The organism is Burkholderia sp. Ac-20349 (assembly GCF_017104865.1).
Taxonomy (GTDB): domain Bacteria; phylum Pseudomonadota; class Gammaproteobacteria; order Burkholderiales; family Burkholderiaceae; genus Burkholderia; species Burkholderia aenigmatica.
The window spans coordinates 1-21998 of sequence record NZ_JAAGPM010000047.1 but is presented as its reverse complement, the minus strand read 5'-3'; the positions used below and the strand labels follow the sequence as shown (position 1 = coordinate 21998).

Below are 21998 nucleotides of genomic sequence, written 5' to 3'. Positions count from 1 at the left end.
CGTCCCGATGCATGAGTCGCCCGCTCAACTGAGTGGCGTTTTTTGAGGGTTATACGACCTTTGCGCCATCCGCTTCGCGTTCCATACTTCGCGTGGAAGATCGAGCCGAGCAAGGCACACCGACGCCATCGCGCCATGTGCCTTCGGCCCGATCCATCACGACGTAGAAAGGAGCAGAAGATGAGACTTAAAAACAAGGCGGCGTTGATCACGGGCGGCACCAGCGGCATCGGTCTTGCAACCGCGAAGCTGTTCATGGCGGAAGGCGCTCGTGTAGCGGTGACGGGTCGTGACGATGCGGTGTTCGACCGCGTGAAGGCCGAACTCGGCGAGCAGGCGCTCGTTCTCAAGGGCGACGTCCGTTCGATCGCCGACATGCGCGCGATTGCCGCCGAGGTCAACGAGAAGTTCGGTGGCCTGGATGTGGTGTTCGCGAATGCGGGCTGGGCTTTCCCGTCCGCAGTCAACGACATCGACGACGCACTCTATGACGAGATCATGGACATCAACGTCAAGGGCGTGGTGTCCACGCTTCAGGCGGTGCTGCCGGATTTGCGCGCAGGCGCGTCGGTCATTCTCAATACCTCGTTCGTCGCGCAGACCGGCAAGCACGGCATCTCGTTGACCGCGGCAGCGAAGGCTGCCGTGCGATCGCTTGCCCGCAGCTGGTCCTACGAGTTTCTCGACCGGAAAATCCGCTTCAACGCGATTGCGCCAGGCCCGATCGACACGCCGCTGCTCGGCAGATGGGGCATGCCCGACGAATGGGTTCGCGACCGCAAGGCCGCGTTCGCCGAAGCCATTCCGGTGGGCCGCATGGGCACGGCCGACGACATCGCCTACGCGGCACTCTATCTCGCCAGCGACGAATCCTCGTACGTCGTCGGCACCGAGCTGGTCGTCGATGGCGGCGCCTCGCAGCTTTGAGCCTGCGGAGCCCGTTTCCAGCGCCCTGCACGTCATCCCGGCTCATCCCCCCATCCGATCCCACGCCCGCCACGCTTTTCGTCGCGGCGGTGATTCCATCCGGCCCAGCCTGCTTGCGCTCGCAGCGGGGCCGACATGCAAGGAGAAGCGATCTTGACCGACAGTAGCGAAAACCATGCTTCCGGACAGCCCCTCACCCAAGCAGGCCGCTCGCGCCGCGATATGCTCAAGTTTGGCGGCGTCGCGACCCTCGGCGCCGTCCTGGGTGGCGGAGCCTTGCTGGGGCACACAACCCCTGCGCTTGCGCAGACAGGCAGCGCAGGCGCACTTGCCCCGAATGACCCGCTCAATATCCTGATCGTCAATTACGACGGCGGGACGCTGCTCGACTTCGCCGGGCCCAGCGAGATTTTCCATCGGCTACCGAATACGAACGTTCGCTACGCGAGCCTCGATGGCGGCAACGTGACGCTCGAATTCGGTGTCGTGTACGGCAACACCGAACGACTGGCCGATATCGACAAGACCGACCTGCTTCTGGTCCCCGGCGGGTCCGATTTGTCAGCGCCGATGCGACCCGCGTATCAAGCGCAGATCCGGCGTCTGGCAGAAAGCGCCAAACACGTGACGTCGGTTTGCAACGGATCGCTCGTGCTCGCCGCGACCGGCGTTCTCAAGGGCAAGCGCAGTGCCTGCCATTGGGCGTTCGTCAACAAGCTGGCCGAATATGGCGCCATTCCCGTGCCCGATCGCTTCGTGGAAGACGACAACGGCCGGTTCATGAGCGGTGGCGGCGTGACGGCGGGCATCGACTTCGCACTGCGCGTGGCCGCGAAGCTGCGCGGGCAGCAGGCCGCCGAATTCACGCAACTCGCGATCGAATATGATCCCGCGCCGCCGTTCCACTCCGGCCATCCCAGGGACGCGCGGCCAGAAATCATCGCGATGGTCGACAAGAAACTGCCCGGCGCATCCAGGGGGCTCGCACGCGTCCCGGGCGTTCGTTGAGCCGCTTGCAGGCGATGTAAGCGCGACCAGCTTCAGGTCTCGATGATCACCGCCGCCGACGTTGCCGTCTCCAACCGATAACCTTCGCAGTCCTCTTAAATAAATTCACGATCGGAAATCACTCGATGCAACAGATTCGTATGTGTACCGCTGCGCTCGCAGCCAGTGTCACCTTTTTCGCGTTTGCCGCGCCGGCGACTGCCGGTGGTGTGCAACGTCCGCCCGAAGCGGCCATCAAAGCCGAGAATGCGCGATGGGCGGATGCCTTTGCGCGAGGCGACTACGAGGCGATCGGCCGTCTCTATACCCGCGACGGCACGCTCTTGCCGCCCGGTGGCGACAAGGTAACGGGAAGCAGCGCGATCACCGCGTACTTCACCAACGGGTATGCCGGCTCGAAGCCCGCCACCGTATCGTTCAGCAATTACGAGTTCTACGGTAACGATCGGGTCGTGACGGAGGTTTCGGATGCGGAGATCCATGACCACGACGGAAAGCTCAAATATCGCGGCAAGCAGACCCTCGTCTTTCTGAAGCAAGGCGGTGCCTGGAAGTTGCATCGCGACATGTGGAACGACTACGGGCCGCTGAAAGCGGATGACCATTGATCGACTGGCGAAACGGATCGTGACCTGCCCACAGCGCCACTAGCCCGTTCGACGGACGTTGACCGGGCAGCGCGCTGATCGGCCAGCAGTCGATCAGCGCGCCCCGTTCGATCGACTCTCGCGTCGAATCGCTTGCGGCGGGTGTCCATGCAGTTTGATGAAGGCCCGCCGCATCCGTTCCGGATCGGTGAATCCGACCGCCAGCGCAATCTGTTCGATCGGTTCGCTACCGCCCTGCAGGCGCAGCCGCGCCGCTTCGACTCGCAAGCGCTCGACCGCCTTCGCAGGTGTTTCACCGGTTTCCCGGCGAAATGCGCGTCCGAACTGTCGCGGACTCAATCGTGCCGCATCGGCGAGCCGTTCGACAGGTAACGCTTCGGCCAGATGTTCCCTCGCAAAGTTCAGCGCGATGCGGATACGATCCGATTCCGGCTCCATCTGCGACATCGCGGAGAATTGGGACTGACCGCCTGGCCGACGATACGGAACAACCAGAAGCCTGGAAACCGCGCGCGCAACCTCCGCGCCCATATCGCGTTCGATCATGCCGAGCGCGAGGTCGATTCCGGACGCGATGCCCGCCGACGTCCAGATGCGGCCCTCCTCGATATAGATACTGTCGCCCTCGACCTTGGTGCGCGGGAAGCGCGACTGCAATTGCGCGGCGTATCGCCAGTGCGTCGTGGCTCTCAAGCCGTCCAGCAAGCCGGTTTCCGCAAGCAGAAACGCCCCCGTACACACGCTTGCCACCCGCGCGGCCCTCGCGCCCAGTTTCCTGGCGGCGGCGATATTCTCGGGTGTCTGCATCGGATCGACATCGCCGCCCACGAACACGACGGTGTCGAACGTGCGCCGTCCGATCGGCTTCGTTTCGACCGACAGGCCCGTATTGCCCGGAACCGGGCCGCCGGACTGCGAGATGACATGGAGATCATAGGGCGTGTGGCCCGCCGCTGTGGCCACCTGATTGAAGGCCGACAGTGGCCCGCCCAGATCAAGCACATCGTAGCCACGGCAAACGAAGAATCCGATTCGATGCATGACGAAGTCGTTAACTAAAAAAGCCCGGAAAGTCGTATTTTATAGAGAACCCTCAAATAGCGCCATGTGGCCTGAAATGACGGAACAAGGACGTTTACGCGCTGATCGATTGTCCGTATGGCCGCTCAGACCCGACGCACACAGCGCAATTTCTTCAGCCATGCCTGTACCGTTCCTGCAGAGGAATCGAGTCATGCGCTACGCTGCAAGTTACGCGAACGTTCCCCCCGCAACTTTCCATCCGGGCCGCCTCGAACATGCACGGTAAAGAATTGAAGGTAGCCTCGCTGCCCCCTCGGTTTCTCGAAGCAGCGCTGGCGTTGCTCGATTCGGCATTCGAGCGGGACCCGACGCTTGGCTGGTGCCTGTTCGCCGAAAATCCGGGATTCCACGAGCGCCGCGCCCGCTATCTCGGGCGCTATCTGAAGTATCACTACGATGCAGGCCTGCCGGCTTTGGGCGCGTGGCGCAATGACGATCTCGTTGCGGTCAGCTACTTTGCGCCCGCATCCTGCAGTGAATCGCCCCGCATGCTGGCAGCGCTGGGGCGCGACATCGCGATCGGTTGCGGCGCGTCATCGTTGAGCCGGATCGATTTGCTTCGCGACACGCCTGCCGCGAGTGCGCCGGACGCGGCGTGCAGCCGGATCGAATTCATCGGCGTATCCCCGGTTCGGCAAGGCGAAGGCATCGGATCGGTGCTGCTCCGTGCAACGTTGTCACATCTTGGCGACACCGATCCGTCGGCGAAAATAGCGCTGGAGACGGGAGAATCGCGCAATCTCCCGTTCTATGAACGCCATGGGTTGTCGGTCACAGCGCGCATGGAACATGACGGACTGACGCAATACCGATTGCAGACCGTCTAACCGACGACATCAGCCGCGCCAGGATCGGAACCCGGCCCGCCCTACTCCGCATTCACCTTTCGCCATTGCATCGGCGACATCTCATACCGTCCGCGAAACGCCCGACTGAACGCCGCTTCCGACGTATACCCGACGCGCCCGGCGATATCCGAAATCGGCGCGCGGCTGTACCGCAACAACTCCGCCGCCCGATCCAGGCGCCAGGTCGTGAGATAGCTCAGCGGCGCCTGCCCCACGACGCGCTGGAACCGGTCCGCAAAAGCCGATCGCGACAGATTCGACAACGCGGCCAGATCGCTGACGCTCCAGGCACGCCCGGGATCCGCATGGATGGCGGACATTGCCGGGTTGATCCGGCTGTCGATCGCACCGGACAACCACCCGTGCCCTGCCGAGCCCTCCGTCGCCCAGGTGCGCAGCAACTGGACGAAGATGACATCGAGCAACCGGGAGATCATCGCGGCGGCGCCCGCGCGCGGACTCAACGCCTCGTCGAGAATGAAATGGCAGCTCAGCTCCAGCCACTCGAACGGCCGCTCCCGTAACCCTTTCAGCACCAGCACCGGCGGCAGCACGGACAGCAAACGTTGCGACAGCACGCCGTCGAATCCGAAGTCGCCGCACAGCCAGGTGGTGTCGCCACTCCCGATCGTCAGGCGCTCGCGATCGTAGTACTTCGGCGCGAGATCCGTCACGAGACTGGCGGAGCGGCCCGGCCGGTCGGCGATGACATGGCCGTGACCATGCATCAGCATGACCAGGTCGCCTTGCGAAGCGTGGTAGCGCGCCTCGATCCCCTCCACTTCGATCGCCACGCTGCCGCTCCGGATGATATGCAGACGATACTTTCCGGCAGGAAAACGCAATCCGAAAGGTGCCGATGCCGCGCACGTGAAGACCGTGTTGCCGCGGATGCGGATCAGCTCCAGCACGTCGGAAAAGGCGTCCCGCTTGAAGGAGAACGGATCTGCGTCATCGTCCAGCGGCGTCGGCGTTTGAGCAAAGAATTCCGGCTTTTGGGCCATGTCGCGTACTCGGATGGTCTTTATGATGGACACATCATTCACGCTGAACGACGCCCGTGTCAAAGACTATTCTCAAGATACGTGGCGCACGGCAACCGCGTAGTACGCGTCGTTTCGACGCTGGCACGGCACGGGGTAGACGGATCCGGAAATACCGGGGTCCCGCAGGCGTGATTTTCATCATCGAGCGATCTACAGGAGCACGGATATGAATCCGGAAACGCGTACCGACACGGTTGTACTGATTCACGGCCTGTGGATGACGCCGTTGTCGTGGGAACATTGGGTCAGCCGCTACGAGCAGCGCGGCATGCGCGTCATTACGCCGGGGTATCCGGGTATCCAGCCGGGCACGGCCGGCGTCGAGGCACTTCGCCGCGATCCGTCGCCGCTGGTGAATCTGGGCGTGCGCGAGATCTTCGATCACCTGGCCCGGACCATCGCGGCGCTCGACACGAAGCCGATCATCATGGGGCATTCGTTCGGCGGCGCATTCGCCCAGCTTCTGCTCGATGCCGGCTACGGCTCGGCCGGTGTATCGATCGACGGCGCCGCGGTGAAGGGCGTATGGGCGCTGCCGTTCAGCGAGATCAAGGCAACGTTCCCGGTCCTGCGCAATCCGGCCAACCTGCATCGTGCGGTGCCCATTACCGAGCAAGACTTTCACTACGCATTCACGAACAACCTGAGCCTCGCGGAGTCGAAGCCGGTTTATGACCGCTACGCGGTTCCCGTGTCGGGGCGCATCCTGTTTCAAGGCGGGTTCGCGAACGTCAACCCGAATGCCCCGACGCGCTACAACTTCGCGAACGACAATCGGGCGCCGCTCCTCTTTATCGCCGGCGGCAACGACAACATCCTGCCGCCGGCCGTACAGCGCGAGAACTTCGAGAAGAACGCGAAGCGCTCGCGGGCCATATCCGCCTACAAGCTGTTTGCCGGGCGTAGCCACTACACCTGTGGCGAGAAAGGCTGGGAGGATGTTGCTGACTTCGCGCTCGATTGGGCGCTGGCGCCTAAGGCGGGCGATCTCGGCAAGGGCTGAAGGGCCGGCAGGCATCGGAGAGGCGAAGGCGGTCCAACTGCACTGCGGTCGGCAGGCGTCAGCCGTCGCCGCAGATAACGTTCAGCGCCCAACCCTGCGCACCACCTCCATCATGGTTGCCGTCGAGCGGGGAATCCCTGACGCTCGAGAAACTCGGATACCACGGGCTCCCAGACGTCGACACCGTGCGCAAACAGCATGTGCCCGTTTTTCTCGAACGGCGGAAGCAGCCGATAGTCGGCGTTGCCGCCAGCGTGAACGAAGGCATCGTGCCACGCACGGCTATAGGTTGGGCCAAAGTACTGGTCATTCTCCGTATAGATCCACAGCATCGGGACGCGTGCTGTTTTTCCAAATCGCGAATACATCGCCTCCATCAGCTCGTCCTGACAGGGCGATCCGGGATGTTGAACCGGATCGCCGCCCGCACCGCCCGCAAAGTTGATTGCAGCAACCACGCCCGCCGGATTGTCGGCGGCCATCGCTGTCGTCACAAAACCGCCGACAGATTGACCGACGATGACGATGCGATTCGACGTGACGTGCGGTTGGCGTTTTGCATAGTCGAGCACCGCGAGTTCCTCGGCTCGGGCGGCATCGATCATCGGGTGGTAGTCTTTGTGGCGACACGCGCCGCTATATTCGGGATCGAACTGTATGCCGTACGCACCGTAACCGATCCGGGTCGGCGCGAATACGGCAAATCCGAGTTTCAGGAACACGGCGACTTGTTGCGTGTAGCGGAATCGTTCGGGCGCGGCTCGATTGTTTGAATTGCGTCCGTGATTGAGGATCAGGATGGGGAATGGTCCATCGCCATCTGGAAAGAACTGCGTGATCGCGACCTTACCGGTCTGTTCCGCGCCATAAAAATCCTTGACCGTCACGTCGATCGTCGACACGGCTTCGTGGAGATCCGTTCTGAGCTGTTCGGCGCGGGCGTCGGAGATCACGAGCGCAACGCAGATCCACAGCAGGTGCCTGGCAATAGTCATCGTGACCGGCATGTCGGGAATAGATATTTTCTGATTCATCGGAGATGCTGCGCGGGCGTCGCGAAGGAACGTTACAAAGCAAACGAATCGTCACGCGTCGACGCTACGGAACGTAACATGCGCGCCGATGATTAGCGACAATTGAACTATCGCAATGTGTCAGGACGGATCCTGAATGATGGTCAAGTATGGACTTGCCCCCGCATCTCCGGACACGCGCTAAATCGAACTCGTCAATGGTGCGAATCGGGTGTTCGACAGATGTCCGTAATGACGCCATCTGCGAAGACCCCGCCCTCCCACATCTGGATTTCCTTGCCGATAGCCAGAAGTGGGGCAACCAGGGCGAATGACAGAAACTTTACCGGTACATCGTGTTCGCGACCCAGTTCGAGCGTCCGACCTTCCACCAACCAGCGACAATCAAAGTACTGGCCTTCGATGACCAGCGGGCAACCGTAGTGCATGCCTGGATTGACGAGCACCGGTCCATTTCGCCCGCCTTCGGCTGTGGTTCTCAGACGAAGACGTAGTACTGCGTCAGGTTGCATCAAATTCCTCCCGGACCAAGGTTCGCCTGAACTCACGTGGGGAGCGATATTTCAAAGCGCTATGCGGATGCTTCTCGTTGTAGTGTTCGAACGCGAAGGCCAGATTGCGAACGGCCGTTGCTGCATCAGGCTTCGGTGTAGTGACAATGTAGTCGCGCTTCATTGTCATTACAAAGCTTTCGGCCATGCCGTTGCTTTGTGGGCTGCACACCGGCGTAGTCAACGGCTTCAGGCCGATGTCGGCAGCGAAGGCGCGGGTCTTCTCGGCAGTGTAGCCCGAGCTGTTATCCGTGAGCCATTCGATTTCCGCTGGCGCCGCCACGCCCCGATACGCGGCATTCGGATCGACGCGGCTGATGTGGCCGTGTTGTCGCAACAAGACCAGCCGGCGACAACGCCCTTTACGCTCCCCTCCGAGTGACGTGATGTCGCCTCAACGAGGCCTCAGAGAGAAGCTGGCCGTTTTCAATCCGCGCGCAGACAGGCCGTGATCAAACCGGGTCTGCTCGTTGTGATAATGCACGCGCGAAAAGCGCGCAAGGAACGCTGTGAGGTATTCCGTTGCGCACGCGGCCGCGAATTCCGACCCGACGCATCGCGTGGGGCCCCACCCGAATCCAAGATGCATCGGTTGCCGGTTCTCGTCGAACACGTCAGCATTGCTGAACACTTGATCGTCCCGGTTAGCGGCGCCGACATGCAGATAGACGCGCTCGCCCTTTCGAACCAGGTAGTCACCGATTCGGGCATCATCGAGTGCGACGCGACCGCTTATCTGAACGGGCGAATCGTACCGCAAGGCCTCGGCGATGAACGACGCGAGATGGGGGAGCAGAGCATTGTCGAGGCCTCCCTCTCTCGTCGAGAGGCGCCACAGGCAGGTGTAGAGCAGATACGAAACGCTTTCGTGAGCGGCCACGTAGAGCAGGACGAGATCGGCCAGTATCTCTGCGTCGTTCGCGCGCGACAAACCGCGCTCCGTCGCCAGCCAGTCCGCCAGGCGATCGGTCGCTTCCATGGCGGCAATCAGATCTTCTCGCTTGGGCCTTTTCCCGTCGAAGAAGTAGGTGACGGTCACGGCATCCTCGGTGACGTATGCAGGCACCTCTGCCATTTGCAGCACGAGGAAATTGGCACAGCGAGCCACGAACGGTCGCAACGAGGTCAGGAACACTTCGGCCGGTTCGTCGGCAGGAAGAAGGTCAATCGATTTCGACGCCGCCCCGCGGATACGATCGAGGCGGGGATCATGCCTGGCGTGACCGACGGCTTCCAGGAGTCGCTGACGTCGTGCCGCATAAGCGGAGCCCGCGGGCAAGAAAATGGACATCGCCTGCATGACTTCGTATCCCGATCGGGCTTGCCTGCTGCTGCTAACAAGGTCGGACGGCAACGACAGGCTTCTGCGCCCAAACTCGTCGATGCGCCGGGCCACTTCCTTGCAATTTTCGTAGCCGATTACGACGTGACCATCGAGATACCTGTCGAAAAACACGCCGTGGCCGCCGCCGAACGAGCGTAACGTCTCGTAGTAGATCCGTGAGTCGTAAAAGCCACGCTTCAGCGCCGTCAAAATGGTGGGTTCTTGCACGTTATGCCCTCAGATCCGGATCGGGAATGCCTCATCGAACGCGGCTTCAATTGCATCGAACATTTTCGCCCGCTCTCCATTCGATACGACACGCTCGCCGGCGGCCATCTCGCCTTCGTAGCGCTTGTTTGTGCCGTGGGTCCACCTGGGGCTGCGAGTGAGAATGTGAACAGAACCTCTGGTGTCCGTTGCCGATGAGCCGGCAACGGACAGCGATACGTCGCACGCCGCAGTCAGATCGTCACGTCTCGTTGCTCCGATCCCCTCGCTCGCACTGAACGATCCGATAGGATCCGACGGCGCTAGCCCGAGCGAAGCCGTGGAAAATATTGGCCGGTTCGAACTGCACACCGCACGTGAACGCATCAAAGAACGCTTTTCCCTGCTCAGGATAGGTGTGCAACGATACGTGGGATTCGGCGAGGAGCAAAAGGATGGTTACTCCGCTTGGCTGGAACGCATGCCGGATCACCCCGAGAACCGTCACCCCTTCCGTGATGGCCGCCTCCGTCAACGCCCGTTCGAGCGACGACAGATCATTCAGCACCTCGGGGTTGGTATCCGATATGTCGACAAAGACGTGGCGACCGCAAGCCAGATACGATGCCCCGTCCATTCAAACCTCGACCCGAATCTTGCCGAGATAGGCGACCGACGCAATCAGCAGCCCCGTGATCACCAGACTGCCACCGACAGGTGAAATCAGCGTCAGCAATCCTGCCAAGCCACCCGACAATGCTTCACTCGTGTTCGCCAATGTAGAGAACAGGCTGAAGTTCTTGCCGACGTTCGCGTCGGTCGAGAGATTCTGAATGTTGGTCGGCAATATGACGTCGGCGAATGCGCCTACCGCGCCCAGCAAGAAGCATCCCGCAAAAATGGTCGGTGTACTAACCACGCAGGCCGGCAGGATCGCGAGTGCAATGCCGTACATGCTCCAATAGAGCATCAGATTGCGCGTATCGAATCGCCGCATCACCTTGCTGCACACGACGGCTCCGGCCAGTGCGCCGAACGCGATGAAGCTCATTGCATAACCGACCATGCTGTCCGAGTAGCCGTTGCCTTTCAACAGCGCCGGAATCAGGATGCGTAAGGCCGAACCGACGAACAGAATGCAAAGCGCAGAGTATCCAATCGTGACGAACAATTCGCGCTTTTGTAACGCCCCCTTGAGATTCTGCCCGAAATCGCCGTAGAGACTCCGGATCGTCAGTTTCTCCTGGGAAAGCGAGGCGTCGTCGCGCATGTGCGCCGCGATGGCACACCAGACGCAAAGCGTCGACAGCAGATAGGTCGCAGCGTCGATGATCAACACGAAGCCCGGATTGCCGACGGTCGCCAGCATGACGCCGCCGAGCGCGGGCCCGACGAGTCCGCCCATTTCGGCGGCCATTTGCGTTGCCCCGTTGGCAGCAGGCAGGTGCTCGGTTTTGACGATCGCCGGAATCGTCCCCTGAAACGCCGGCTGGAACAATGTGCGGAAAGAAGTCATCGCCATGCCGATCAGCCCCAGCGAAACGAGGTCGACACGATCGATCGCGAGCAGCACGCAGAATAGTCCCGTCGTGACGGCACGGGAGAGATCCGCGAATACCATCAGCGCGCGGCGAGGCAGTCGATCGGACAATGCGCCGCCGAGCGGCCCGAGCACCAGATACGGGATGAAGCGGAAGAAGTAGACGATGCCGGCGAGCGCCACGTTGTTGTGTGCGGCGTGCAACACCGTGATGACGAATACGAACTCGTGAACGCCATCGCCAATTTGGGACATGGCATTGCCGGCCAGCAACACCGAGAATCGCCGTTCACGACGGAGCATTCCGATCATATGTCCTGCCTCCTTTCGCTACGCTGCCGCCAGAGGAATGATCGGATACAGCAATTCTCGCTTCGAGAACTGGCGCCCCGGGTCCTTGAGTTTGTCGACGACCATGCCGTTCATCAACAGCTGGTCTGCCTTTGGCATCAGGAAGTACATGAGATTGACGTACCAATACCAACCGAGCTTGGTCAGCGAAATGGACGTATCGTCTTCCGTGACGAATCCCTCGCCTCTCAGCGTGTCAAATTTGGCAAGCACTTCGGGATGAACCTGGTCCCAGACGACGCGCTGCTTCTCGATCGTTCCGTGATAGGGAAGGCGGAGGACGAGCGGGCGAGCGTAGTCGAGCGACACGTCGTGCTGGCTGACCACACTGGGAAACTCGCCGGCGGCGATCTTCTCCTGATAGACCTTCCTGCTATGCGTGTTCGTCGTGACGTGCCCCATCGTCGAACTGATCGCGTTCACGCCGAAACCCAACAGGTCGAGGTCGTGGTAGCCGTACACATGTTCGTGATAGACGAACGAATAGGCGTCGCTCACGACGCTGGTCGTTGCCGGTGTGCGAACGTAGCCGTGGCCGTTGTGCGGCATGAATCCGGCGTGCCGCATGAACTGGTCGACGAGGAGGTTCATCCCGAATTTGCGCATCGCCGATGTCGGCGCTGCGGCTTCGTCAGACAGCTTTTTGTGCAACCCGACCTGGGTCACGATGTTGTCGATCGGGTAGATATCGACGTTTGTCGTACCGAGCGCGACGGCTTTCTGAAGATCCGCGACGAGTTCTTCCTCGTCCTGCCCGCTCATGCCATACAGGATATCGAACGTCTGGTACGGAAACATTTCCTTGAGCAGCGTCGCTGCGCCGTGGATCTGGTCGAGCGTCGCGGTCAGGTCGAATATTTCACGCCACCTGGGTGAGAACGTCTGCAAGCCAAAGCGCGGGTGCGTCACGCCGATGTCTCGCATGGCTGCGGCACGCTCGGGCGTGAGGCTCTTGACCTCGACTTCGAACGAGAATTCACGCAACTGCGACAGATCGAAGGTCGCACGAATCAGTTCGCCGATCTGCCTGATCTGCTCAGGATCAAGCAGGCTCGGCGTGCCGCCGCCGAAGAAGATCGAGCTCACCGGAACGTGCTTCAGATCGACCGACTCGGCTCTCATCCTGATCTCGGTGAGGAGCGCATCGAAGTACTGATCGATGGTGGAACGATCCGAATACTTTCCCCGGGTAAACGGGCAGAAATTGCAGATCGTGTCGCAAAACGGAATGTGGAAATACAGCGCCCGCGACCGAGCGTGTTGTTGCGCGTGATGCCACACGCGAGACGCCGATACCGCGGACTGTTCCTTGCCCTGATTGGGAAAGAAGAAGTTGTAGATTGGAAACTGACGATCAAACTTGATTAGCGATGCCCCTGCCAGCAGATTCATGTCGCCCCCCGTGTTTGCCAGGAAGGAGGGGCATGCGCCCCTCCTCTTTCAACGCCTGATCGTGGCTTACCAGACGCCCATCTTCACCGGCATGGCCTGGACTTCCTGGGTTTCGAAATAGCTGAGCACGTCTTCCATTCTGGACTCCAAAATAAAAGAACAGGATGCCTCCTGCGAGGATGTCAGATTGATTCCGACATTCGATACCAGACCCGCTTCACTCGGAGCGGATGCTGCGTGACACGGCTCGATATTGCCGTCGTTTCGGGAGGGCACGAGGCCTCCTCATGACGCCAATCGGTAAGCGCTTATTTGTCTTATGAAACGTGAATGAAACGTATCAGGAGAAAATATGACAGTCAAACTTTTTTTGACTACACCAAAAAATGTATGACTGGTGATGGGGCGTCACCAAATGGACTGGCTCCACGGCGGGTTATCCGCCCTTCGGCAAGGCGTGTGACGTATCCATGAAGCCGTCGGCGACGACTGCGTGCGAGTTCTCCTCGCGTTCAGAAAGCGTCAAGGCAAGCCGAGAGCGATGTCGAGGCGCTGGCCGAATTCCGCCCGTCCTGGCGAGAATCCCCTGAATAGAGGAGCGATAGCGATCGAACAGTTGGGCAATTTGATGAAGCGTGTTCCCCCTGCACCACCGTTCCCGCATCAGTGCCTTTTGAGGCTCGGTGTAGCAGATCCTGCGCCGCTGTTTCATTGCAACACCGCCACTGCTTATGCAGCGACTGGCGTGTTGCATCGACCGGTTGAATCCCCCGTTACGGACAACCGGAAAACATGGCATGGAAGCGGGCATTACCATGCCACACTGCACAGGAATACTATCGAATCTTCGTTCTAGAATCGTGCCGACCACCGCTACAAACCGGATAGGAAGCGGGAACGTCAGCTATTGATCCCACCGAAGCCAAGAGGTCTTGTACCGAGGTCACTCGTCAGTCTAAGCAGGTACCCGTCTGGCTCTTGAACGAGAAATTGCCTCAGTCCAATTTCCCAATCGCGGGATCGGTACCATTTTTCTTCTTCATCCGTGAATAACGCCCAGCCTGCATCAAGCAATCGCTGACGCGCGCCCGCCATCGGCAACACCTGACGGGATGGCGAATTTCGAGCAGTCGCGCTCCAGATTCAGACAAATTCGGATTGCAAATGAAAATTTGCCCGCCCCCCGTGAACCCCCAACCCACCGCATCACCTGCAAACGTCACCCCGACGATGCTGCGCGACCTGCACCATTCCTGACAACACCCAACACGAGAAGTTACGCAAAGTCCTGCGCCCGCTCTTTCCGAAACCGGGCACGCCACCCGCTCATCCTCCCTGCGGCGCTCATCGCATCACAGCCCAAGAACCCTGCTCGGCCCGCGCGTTGCCGGTTCGAACAAAATCCGAAACATTCAGCGAAACCGTATCGGCCTTCGCATTGGTGCGCGCCTTCCGTGCGACTGCCAGGATCGGCGCCACGTGCTCGTAAAAGCATTCGAGTTGTCGCGCGTCAGATGCCAGTCGCTCGAGCTCGCACGCTTTCTCGAGAATCAACCGGGAAATATGAAAACGCTGAAGCCCGCGGCCGACCCGAATCTGAAACACGACGCCATCGCTGTTATGCGGCACCCCCGCCCATACGAGCGAACTGCGATCCATGAAGCCTCCGGGAAATCTTAATCGTCACATCAATATGCCAGCCATCTCCGACCTTGCATATTTGTATTTCAAAATTGTGGCGCTCGACGCATCGGCGCTTTCGCGGGATCCGCATATTGCGCCGCAGCAAAAGTGCCCGTAGACTGGGTTCGCATTCAATGTAGTTGCCCTGCAGTCGCCCCATGACGGGAGAGCACGCCATGACGACTTCTTCACCCGCACTGAGCCCAGCGCCTCCCGCCCTCCACGTGTTCCAGCAGGATGGAGGCTGGCACTGGGGCATCACGGTTCCTCGCTCCGCGGGATCCGGCTTCAAACTGATCGCATTCAGTCACCACATCTTTTCCACTGAAGACACGGCCCAACGCGACGGCGATCGGGCGTTGGCCTCCATCGTCGCAAGTGACGTGCATTGAAAGGCGAATCGAGCCATTGCACCGTCCTTGAGTTTTCACAAGCAGATGCAATACTCGTATTTCCCTTCGATGCGAGACCACGTACCGCGCACGATGACGGACTCCGCCACTTGTCTGACTTACCCGATCGTCGGTGACGATCCACGCCGGCCGCTCTCCACCTTTGGCCCCGGCCGGGGGAACGTTGCAATCAAGCTCGCAGCGGACGTCATCCGAGAAAAGCGCGGCGCACCGACTGCCACACCTACGCAATTGCTCACCGTGTTTGAAAGCAATCGAGAGACGATCGCGGCCACGGTCAACCGTCCGACGTTGACGAAAGACAGCCCGCGGATCCCGCTCGACAAGTCAGACTTCTCAACCGAGGCCAGCTCGCAGGCCAGCATGTCGACAGCAGACAGGAGGCGTTAGATGAACATCCGGATCTTGGTTCCCTGCACCGTATTTCTTGTTGCCCTCAGTGCTCAAGCTGCAGATATCACCGGCGCAGGCAGCACGTTTGCCGCACCGATTTACGCAAAGTGGGCCGACGCGTACAAGAAGGCGGGGGGTGGCAAGGTCAACTATCAAGGCATCGGGTCGTCGGGCGGCCTGAAGCAGATCAACGCGAAGACGGTGGATTTTGCCGGTTCGGACGCTCCGTTGAAGGATGACGAACTCGCGAAGACCGGCCTGTTTCAGTTCCCGACCGTGGTCGGCGGCGTGGTGCCGGTCGTCAACGTGCCGGGCGTGAAGGCTGGCGAGTTGACGCTGTCGGGCCCGGTGCTCGGCGACATCTACCTCGGCAAGATCAAGAAATGGAACGACCCGGCGATCGCCGCACTGAATCCGAAGGTCAAGCTATCGGACACCGACATCGCCGTGGTTCGCCGGGCTGACGGCTCGGGCACCAGCTTCATCTGGACGAACTACCTGTCGAAGGTCAACGGCGAATGGAAGTCGAAGGTCGGCGAAGGCACGACGGTCAACTGGCCGACGGGCACGGGCGGCAAGGGCAACGACGGCGTCGCAGCGTTCGTGCAACGCCTGCCGGGTGCAATCGGCTACGTCGAATGGGCCTACGCGAAAAAGAACAACATGGTCTACACCGCGCTGAAAAACTCGACGGGCACGGTGGTCGAGCCGAAGACCGAAACGTTCAAGGCCGCGGCTGCGGGCGCGAACTGGTCGAAGTCGTTCTACCAGATCCTGACGGACGAGCCGGGCAAGGACGCATGGCCGGTCGTCGGCGCAACGTTCGTGCTGTTGTACGCGAAGCAGGACAAGCCCGCACAAGGGGCGGAAACGCTCAAGTTCTTCGACTGGGCATTCCACAACGGCAACCAGGCCGCCACGGAGCTGGACTACATCTCGCTTCCCGATTCGGTGGTGTCCGAAATCCGCAAGCAATGGAAAGCGAAAATCAAGGATGCCGCCGGTAAGGCGATTGCAAACTGAGTGCGTCAGGTGGGACGCGCCCTCGCCCACCTTCGCACTGCGGCGAGGGCGATCGTCCCTCCGAAGCGCTTCCAGCATGTTCGATATGGCCGACAGTCGATGCCCGCCGCGATCATGAGCACGCTTGAATGGCACTTGGGCCGGATCCGCCGATCACGTTGCAATCAGCGGACCATTCGAGTCATGAGCGAAGAGACGCTTCCTCGCGCCGACGCATTCCTGAAAGGCTGACGCACATGCCTTGTGAAGCCTGCACGAACATGCGCACAATGTCCGATCCTGTCGCCCATGGCGAACTGGTGGAATTGCACAAGCCGACGAAGTTGCGGCCGCTGGGACGCCCGGCAATCGTCGTGCGGCAGTATCGCTGCCGTCTTTGCAAGACGAACTGGCTGCTGGAGTTCGACCCCTTGCAAGCCGGCGCCACCGAATGGCTCTGCCTGAACGGGGCATCGAACATTCTCGCCCCCACCTCCACACGTCAGCCCAACGACGTGGCAACCGCGCGCGCCGGAGAAGCCGCGGTCGGGAACACGGCGATACTGCCGAACCCGGCTCACTGCAATGGAGGCGGCGCCCTCTTTTAGTTCACTACGGCTACGGCAAGTAAGGCGTGATGTTCGCGAGCGCACGGGAAACGTACTCGTCCTTCTCGCCGACCGGCGCAACGTAGTGCAGTGCGCTCCGCGCGGCTTCCTCGCCTTCCGTGCGCGCAATGATCCATGCGGCCAGATACGGCGAAGCAAAGCAGCCACCTGCGGTTGCGACGTTACCTTGCGCGAAGAATGGCTGATTGAGGACGTCGACGCCCGCCTCGACTACCCAGGGTTTGGTCGTGAGATCCGTGCAGGCCGGGATGTTGCCGAGGAAGCCGAGCTTTGCGAGAACCAGCGTGCCCGAACATTGGGCACCAATCAGTTGCCGGGCAGGATCGAGCTTCAACTGCTCCATCAGCGTGGCGTCGTTGACGACCTCCCGGGTTTGAATGCCGCTTCCGACGATGACGGCATCCGCCGTGCAGGCATCCGCCAACGTCGACTGCGCCTGCACGGTCACACCATTCATCGACGTGACGAAATGCTCCGGGCAGGCAAGCGTTACCCGCCAGTCGGGCTTCTTGATTCGATTGAGCACGCCAAGTGCGATGAGGGAATCGAGTTCGTTGAAGCCCTGGAACGTCAGAATCGCGATGTGCATGGGGCGCCCTGTCTGAAGTCTGCCGACGCATATTGCCAGATCACCGTGATGAACGTCGCTTCCGTGCCGAAAACTTGTCGTTGCGACCACTGAAACCTGGTCAGAAGGCGCAGTTCGTGCACTCATGTCAGCGCGACTGTCGACTTCGGCGGACAACGCCACTTTTTCAGGTCACGTGAGCACGCAACCTGCTGCAGCACCCGCGAACGCCGCGCCACCGATGCAGCAGTCGCTTTATTTTGATAATGCCCCACCACGAAAGCTACGCGTGGATCTACTCGCGCTCTTTGGGGAAATGACCCCGAAGAAGCATTCGACACATCCGGATTCGGTCGTTCCCGCACGTCCAGAAGCAGCCGCGCGCATGCGTGTATGCATGCATTTGAAGATGTCATCGTCGCGCTGATTTACCGAGTCAATGATCTCCATACAATTGACGCGACCTGTTCATTTGATTTATCGTGGCCTCATGCAACGCCAATTTATTTCCCTCGCGAGCATCACCACCACGACGACCACCGGTAACGGCGGGTCGTCTGGAGGGTGCGCGCGGTAGTTTCGGCAGTTGCATACCTTCAAGGGCCCCGCCGGCAACGGACGGGGCCCTTGGCGTTTATGGCGCTCCGTGTGTTGTCAGCACATACCAACACGGAGTCATCATGAACGACAGCGATCATCGCATTCTCGGGAGCAAACTCGGCCTGTTCCATCAGCAGCAGGAAGGTCCGGGTATGGTTTTCTGGCATCCACGCGGCTGGGCGCTGTACCGCGTGCTGGAAGATTACGTGCGAATGCGAATGCGCCGCGCGGGCTTCCGCGAGATCCGCACGCCGCAACTACTGGCTCGCGAGTTGTGGGAACGCAGTGGGCATTGGGACAAATTCGGCTCGCAAATGTATGCGCTACCCGAGCGATCGTTGATCGAGCCATCGGCCGATGTCGATCACGACGATGCGCTGGCGCTGTGTCTGAAACCGATGAGTTGCCCATGTCACGTGCAGGTGTTCAATCAGGGGCTGCGTTCATATCGTGAGTTGCCGATTCGCTATAGCGAGTTCGGTGCGTGTCACCGCGACGAACCTTCTGGCTCGCTGGAAGGACTCAAGCGCACGCGTGCGTTTGTGCAAGACGATGCGCATGTGTTCTGCACGCAATCGCAAATCGAAAATGAAGTCGTGCGCTTTTGCGAGTTGCTGAGCGCGGTCTATGCGGACCTTGGATTTTCGTCCGTCACGGTCGCGCTGGCGACGCGGCCGATGCAACGGGCCGGCGAAGAGGCAGTGTGGGATCAAGCCGAAGCATCGCTCGCGGCCGCGGCTCGTGCGGCCGGTCTGGCATTCGAACTGTCCGAGGGCGAAGGTGCCTTTTATGGGCCCAAGCTCGAATTCAAGCTGTCTGACAGTCGCGGCCGGGAATGGCAATGCGGGACGATTCAGCTGGACTTCGTGCTCCCCGAGCGGCTGTCCGCGTATTTCATCAACGCGGAAAACGTACGTGAGACGCCGGTCATGGTGCATCACGCCGTGCTGGGCAGCATGGAGCGTTTCATCGCAATACTGCTTGAACACTACGACGGGTGGTTGCCTGTGTGGCTCGCGCCCGAACAGATTGTCGTGGCGAGTATCAGCGATGCGCACGCGCCCTACGCGATGCGGGTGGTGCAGAGGCTTGAAAGCGCGGGACTGCGCGTCGTTGCTGACTGCCGTGCCGAGCGACTGGAGCGAAAAATCATTGACGCCCGGAATTTGCAGATTCCGTTCCTGATTGCCGTAGGCGCACGCGACGAACAGAATGGAACGGTCAGTATCCGCAACCGCAATGGCGATCAGGTTACGTTGCCGCTTGAGGAGGCAATCACGGTTTTATCGTGCGAGGCCAAGGTACCGGCGCCATAATCTGCGTAAGTCAAGACCTGATCTCTCAGTCAGCGTCAGATCAGGTCTGAGCTTGCTTCGCCGTCACTTCATCAGGGGCGGTGATCGACCCACAAGAGACGCTCAGTTTCCCCCGAAGCAGTCAGTCGTCGCCGCCCAAAGCGGCCGCTTGACCTACGTGTTCGAGATGCATCCTCGGCTTGTTATATGCTCCAAAGCTGAACCCAGTCGTTGTATCCTCACGCAGCTTCGCTACGTGCCGCATGGCGCGCTTTCCCATTTGTTCCAGTTCGTGGTATCCGGAGAACGGAGCGCGCGAACCTACCAATCTGACAAGGTATGGACTTGATAACAATACCGCAGGTCGCGGAGCAGCTAAACCAGCGTGCTGAAGGATACGAGATTGGAAAGCTTCAGCACCTTCGTGTAAAGCTCAAAGACAAGAAGCGCTTGCCGTCACGGAAGTTATTTCTGCCGGCAACAATCTCCGACGACTGGGCTTTCCATTATGGTGGACGTGCGGAACTGCAGTTCAATATAGGCATGGAAGAGAGTCACGGCAAGAAGTACATTCGTCATGGCGTAGCGTTCTCCCTGGAACTGAGCCAAACGCTTCAGAACATCGACACCCTGTTGCCTAAAATGCGGTTGTTCAACGAATTTCTTAGAACGGAATTCAAGGCGCCGGCGGACTTTAGAGTTTGGTACTTTCGCAAAGGTGTCCGTTCGGACACCCTCCCTCTTGCCCCCTCCCGCACGAATTGTTTCAAACGGGTACCTTCGTGTTCATGGGTGCCCTTGTCCCCATCGACCAGATAGACCTGGACAGAATTCTTCGGGACTTCGACCTGCTTCTTCCGCTCTACACTTTTGTAGAATCAGGAGGGAAACTTCCTCCTGACAAAGACTCTCCCGTCCCCTTCAATTTCCGGGCTGGAAACCATGCAAAATGCTCGTGGGCGAATGCATCGTTACCGGAGCGACAACTTTCAATCGAGTTGCGCCATAACGCGTTGCAGTCGGCGCTCTATTCAGAACTCTGTACCGAGTATGGAGAGGAAAACGTTGGCACGGAGATATGTAACGGCAGCGGAGGTCGAATTGACGCAGCCGCTCGATCCGATGAAGATTATGCTTTTTTTGAGATAAAAGTCGGTCAATCACTGAAAAGCTGTATTCGCGAGGCGATTGGCCAGTTACTGGAATATTCCTATTGGCCCGGCGCGCGCTCTGCTATTGAACTCGTCATCGTCGGTGAAGCAGCGCTTGATGAAGGAAGCGCCCGATATATTGAGACACTGAAAAATAGCTTGAACCTGCCAATCAGCTACCGCCGGGTAAGCTTGGGCGACGAGGCGTTGTGATCACACACCCTGCTCGAGACACACTCCTCGAGTGACGGTGCCGTCTGCTACGGCAGTAGGGAGATGAAATGCAGTCTGGCATCCGTTTGCTTTCTCCAGAGCTGGGGACCGTAGTATGAACGGGCCATTCGCTAAGGCATTGCCGAACGGCCGGTGCTGGCCGATAGCTGTCACTCGCCATCAGCGACAACTGCCGAATGACGACCATCGAGCTGCCCCGTTGGGCTGCCGACAAACTCGGGCTACATCTAGCCGATCCAAACTTCCGTACCGATTGGAACCTCGTCCTTGGATAGCGCTTCAAGCGTGCACGACCAGCGTCGCTCCCGGGATGGTGGAGACTGAAAATGGTAAGTCACGGTTAGCTGCGCTTGACTGATCGAGCCGTCTGGCCGACGAAGCTCGACGTCCATGTTTCTTGGGCCCGAGAAATCCTCTTCAAGAGGGCCAGGCACCACGACTAGACCGCGTCCCGCGATGAAAAATGTGTCTGCGATGGTCAAAAGTCGCCTCACTGTCGCCTCCTTTAGTTCACGCTGGCGATTGATTGTCGCGAATCCAAGGACGAACGTCGACTCGTAGCGTCATCGACTACCGCCAGACAATACGGGTCTGCACGCCGCGTTTCTCTCCCTCGCTTATGTGACGCAGGCGGCTCCAGCCAAATTCAACGTATTCACGCGCCCGATCGAGCGCACGCTGCTCGAACTGAACCGCGAGCCGCTGCCGGCGGAAGTGACGCCCGGCAAGGTCTATCGGCTCAGTTGAGCCACGCCATACCGCTCGCGGCCCAAGGCAGACGCCCGCGCAGGAAACGGCTGTGCGCAGCAGCGGCCTCCGCGATCGTCCGCACCAGCACGACGCCGCGCAGCAGCGCGCGCCCGTCGTCGCTGTCGAGGTCGGCCACGCGCCGCCGCAATGCGCGGGCGGCCACGTCGCAGGTCCGTTCGAGCCGGACGAAATCGCCCTGCCCGATCCGCCCGCGCACCGCCGCGACGGCCCGGCGTGCCGCCGGTTCGCGTGTCGCCAGTTCGGCCAGCGCCAGCAGGCTGTCGCCGATCGTCCAGGCCGCGAGCAGATCGCGCAGGTCGCGCTCGACCAGACTCTGCGGCAGGCTGCCGGCGAAGCC

At 60.2% G+C, this 21998-nt stretch carries 23 protein-coding genes and 3 pseudogenes; 13 read left to right on the top strand and 13 right to left on the bottom strand.

The genetic code is table 11. From position 1 onward, the window contains the following. The first annotated feature begins 180 nt into the window (after window positions 1-180). The 3 genes from G3N61_RS17290 to G3N61_RS17280 all read left to right on the top strand — a co-directional run bounded on the left by G3N61_RS17290 (window position 181) and on the right by G3N61_RS17280 (window position 2543). Window positions 181-927 carry an SDR family oxidoreductase gene (locus tag G3N61_RS17290; RefSeq protein WP_205823183.1) on the top strand — a complete coding sequence of 249 codons (747 nt, stop codon included), beginning with the start codon at window positions 181-183 and terminating at the stop codon, window positions 925-927. A 153-nt stretch (window positions 928-1080) separates the two neighbouring features. Then, window positions 1081-1935: a DJ-1/PfpI family protein gene (locus G3N61_RS17285; RefSeq protein WP_205823165.1), complete on the top strand. Its 855-nt coding sequence runs from the start codon at window positions 1081-1083 to the stop codon at window positions 1933-1935. Between the two features lie 125 nt (window positions 1936-2060). Continuing rightward, window positions 2061-2543, top strand: coding sequence for an SgcJ/EcaC family oxidoreductase (locus tag G3N61_RS17280; RefSeq protein WP_205823164.1), 483 nt, complete (start codon window positions 2061-2063; stop codon window positions 2541-2543). Between the two features lie 93 nt (window positions 2544-2636). Here G3N61_RS17280 and G3N61_RS17275 read toward each other — a convergent pair whose 3' ends face one another. Then, on the bottom strand, window positions 2637-3584 hold the full coding sequence (locus G3N61_RS17275) for a GlxA family transcriptional regulator (RefSeq protein ID WP_043183852.1): 948 nt from the start codon (window positions 3582-3584) through the stop codon (window positions 2637-2639). Window positions 3585-3841: 257 nt separating this feature from the next. Here G3N61_RS17275 and G3N61_RS17270 point away from each other — a divergent pair, with 257 nt between their 5' ends. Continuing rightward, window positions 3842-4453 (top strand): GNAT family N-acetyltransferase, encoded by a 612-nt coding sequence (locus G3N61_RS17270; protein WP_205823163.1) that lies wholly within the window; start codon window positions 3842-3844, stop codon window positions 4451-4453. A gap of 41 nt (window positions 4454-4494) precedes the next feature. Here G3N61_RS17270 and G3N61_RS17265 read toward each other — a convergent pair whose 3' ends face one another. After that, window positions 4495-5478 (bottom strand): AraC family transcriptional regulator, encoded by a 984-nt coding sequence (locus G3N61_RS17265; RefSeq protein WP_205823162.1) that lies wholly within the window; start codon window positions 5476-5478, stop codon window positions 4495-4497. A gap of 208 nt (window positions 5479-5686) precedes the next feature. Here G3N61_RS17265 and G3N61_RS17260 point away from each other — a divergent pair, with 208 nt between their 5' ends. Continuing rightward, entirely contained in the window at window positions 5687-6523 is an 837-nt protein-coding gene (locus tag G3N61_RS17260; protein ID WP_205823161.1) for an alpha/beta hydrolase, read from the top strand. 110 nt (window positions 6524-6633) lie between these two features. On the opposite strand, the gene G3N61_RS17255 is transcribed toward G3N61_RS17260, so the two are convergent. The 9 genes and pseudogenes from G3N61_RS17255 to G3N61_RS17220 all read right to left on the bottom strand — a co-directional run bounded on the left by G3N61_RS17255 (window position 6634) and on the right by G3N61_RS17220 (window position 14581). Further along, a complete protein-coding gene (locus G3N61_RS17255; protein WP_241017785.1) occupies window positions 6634-7557 on the bottom strand; it encodes an alpha/beta fold hydrolase in 924 nt (307 codons plus the stop codon). 194 nt (window positions 7558-7751) lie between these two features. Next, the gene (locus tag G3N61_RS17250; protein ID WP_205823160.1) at window positions 7752-8003 is read right to left on the bottom strand and encodes a hypothetical protein; all 252 of its coding nucleotides are present in this window, start codon (window positions 8001-8003) and stop codon (window positions 7752-7754) included. A 55-nt stretch (window positions 8004-8058) separates the two neighbouring features. Beyond that, window positions 8059-8382: pseudogene (locus G3N61_RS17245) on the bottom strand (integrase core domain-containing protein); the annotation flags it as partial. Between the two features lie 120 nt (window positions 8383-8502). Further along, the gene (locus tag G3N61_RS40280) at window positions 8503-9660 is read right to left on the bottom strand and encodes a cytochrome P450 (protein WP_205823159.1); all 1158 of its coding nucleotides are present in this window, start codon (window positions 9658-9660) and stop codon (window positions 8503-8505) included. Window positions 9661-9901: 241 nt separating this feature from the next. Further along, window positions 9902-10276, bottom strand: a complete 375-nt coding sequence (gene speD, locus G3N61_RS17235; protein ID WP_205823158.1) for an adenosylmethionine decarboxylase — start codon at window positions 10274-10276, stop codon at window positions 9902-9904. Beyond that, window positions 10277-11491 (bottom strand): MFS transporter, encoded by a 1215-nt coding sequence (locus tag G3N61_RS17230; RefSeq protein ID WP_205823157.1) that lies wholly within the window; start codon window positions 11489-11491, stop codon window positions 10277-10279. It lies immediately after the preceding gene. Window positions 11492-11509: 18 nt separating this feature from the next. Continuing rightward, window positions 11510-12922 (bottom strand): radical SAM protein, encoded by a 1413-nt coding sequence (locus tag G3N61_RS17225; RefSeq protein ID WP_205823156.1) that lies wholly within the window; start codon window positions 12920-12922, stop codon window positions 11510-11512. A gap of 481 nt (window positions 12923-13403) precedes the next feature. Then, a pseudogene (locus G3N61_RS39585) lies at window positions 13404-13634 on the bottom strand (IS30 family transposase); the annotation flags it as partial. A 632-nt stretch (window positions 13635-14266) separates the two neighbouring features. Then, entirely contained in the window at window positions 14267-14581 is a 315-nt protein-coding gene (locus G3N61_RS17220) for a hypothetical protein (protein WP_089452596.1), read from the bottom strand. A gap of 200 nt (window positions 14582-14781) precedes the next feature. Between G3N61_RS17220 and G3N61_RS17215 the strand changes: the two genes are divergently transcribed. From G3N61_RS17215 to G3N61_RS17200, 4 genes are all read left to right on the top strand, one after another. Continuing rightward, window positions 14782-14997, top strand: a complete 216-nt coding sequence (locus tag G3N61_RS17215; RefSeq protein WP_080741607.1) for a hypothetical protein — start codon at window positions 14782-14784, stop codon at window positions 14995-14997. A 93-nt stretch (window positions 14998-15090) separates the two neighbouring features. Further along, window positions 15091-15408 carry a hypothetical protein gene (locus G3N61_RS17210; RefSeq protein ID WP_205823155.1) on the top strand — a complete coding sequence of 106 codons (318 nt, stop codon included), beginning with the start codon at window positions 15091-15093 and terminating at the stop codon, window positions 15406-15408. Beyond that, entirely contained in the window at window positions 15409-16434 is a 1026-nt protein-coding gene (gene pstS, locus G3N61_RS17205) for a phosphate ABC transporter substrate-binding protein PstS (protein WP_089452594.1), read from the top strand. Between the two features lie 269 nt (window positions 16435-16703). Then, window positions 16704-17021 (top strand): hypothetical protein, encoded by a 318-nt coding sequence (locus G3N61_RS17200; protein ID WP_205823154.1) that lies wholly within the window; start codon window positions 16704-16706, stop codon window positions 17019-17021. A 10-nt stretch (window positions 17022-17031) separates the two neighbouring features. Here the strand turns inward: G3N61_RS17200 and G3N61_RS17195 are convergent, their stop codons facing one another. Further along, on the bottom strand, window positions 17032-17631 hold the full coding sequence (locus G3N61_RS17195; protein WP_043183862.1) for a DJ-1/PfpI family protein: 600 nt from the start codon (window positions 17629-17631) through the stop codon (window positions 17032-17034). Between the two features lie 659 nt (window positions 17632-18290). Here G3N61_RS17195 and thrS point away from each other — a divergent pair. The 4 genes from thrS to G3N61_RS40080 all read left to right on the top strand — a co-directional run bounded on the left by thrS (window position 18291) and on the right by G3N61_RS40080 (window position 21637). Then, window positions 18291-19526, top strand: a complete 1236-nt coding sequence (gene thrS / locus G3N61_RS17190; RefSeq protein WP_051889902.1) for a threonine--tRNA ligase — start codon at window positions 18291-18293, stop codon at window positions 19524-19526. A gap of 318 nt (window positions 19527-19844) precedes the next feature. Further along, on the top strand, window positions 19845-20324 hold the full coding sequence (locus tag G3N61_RS17185) for a hypothetical protein (RefSeq protein WP_205823153.1): 480 nt from the start codon (window positions 19845-19847) through the stop codon (window positions 20322-20324). Then, window positions 20294-20869, top strand: a complete 576-nt coding sequence (locus G3N61_RS17180) for a hypothetical protein (RefSeq protein WP_205823152.1) — start codon at window positions 20294-20296, stop codon at window positions 20867-20869. The genes G3N61_RS17185 and G3N61_RS17180 overlap by 31 nt, the downstream gene beginning before the upstream one ends. Before the next feature lie 642 nt (window positions 20870-21511). Further along, window positions 21512-21637 carry a hypothetical protein gene (locus tag G3N61_RS40080; protein ID WP_277405104.1) on the top strand — a complete coding sequence of 42 codons (126 nt, stop codon included), beginning with the start codon at window positions 21512-21514 and terminating at the stop codon, window positions 21635-21637. Here the strand turns inward: G3N61_RS40080 and G3N61_RS17175 are convergent. Continuing rightward, a pseudogene (locus G3N61_RS17175) lies at window positions 21630-21998 on the bottom strand (FUSC family protein); the annotation flags it as partial. The gene G3N61_RS40080 and the pseudogene G3N61_RS17175 sit on opposite strands and share 8 nt — an antisense overlap.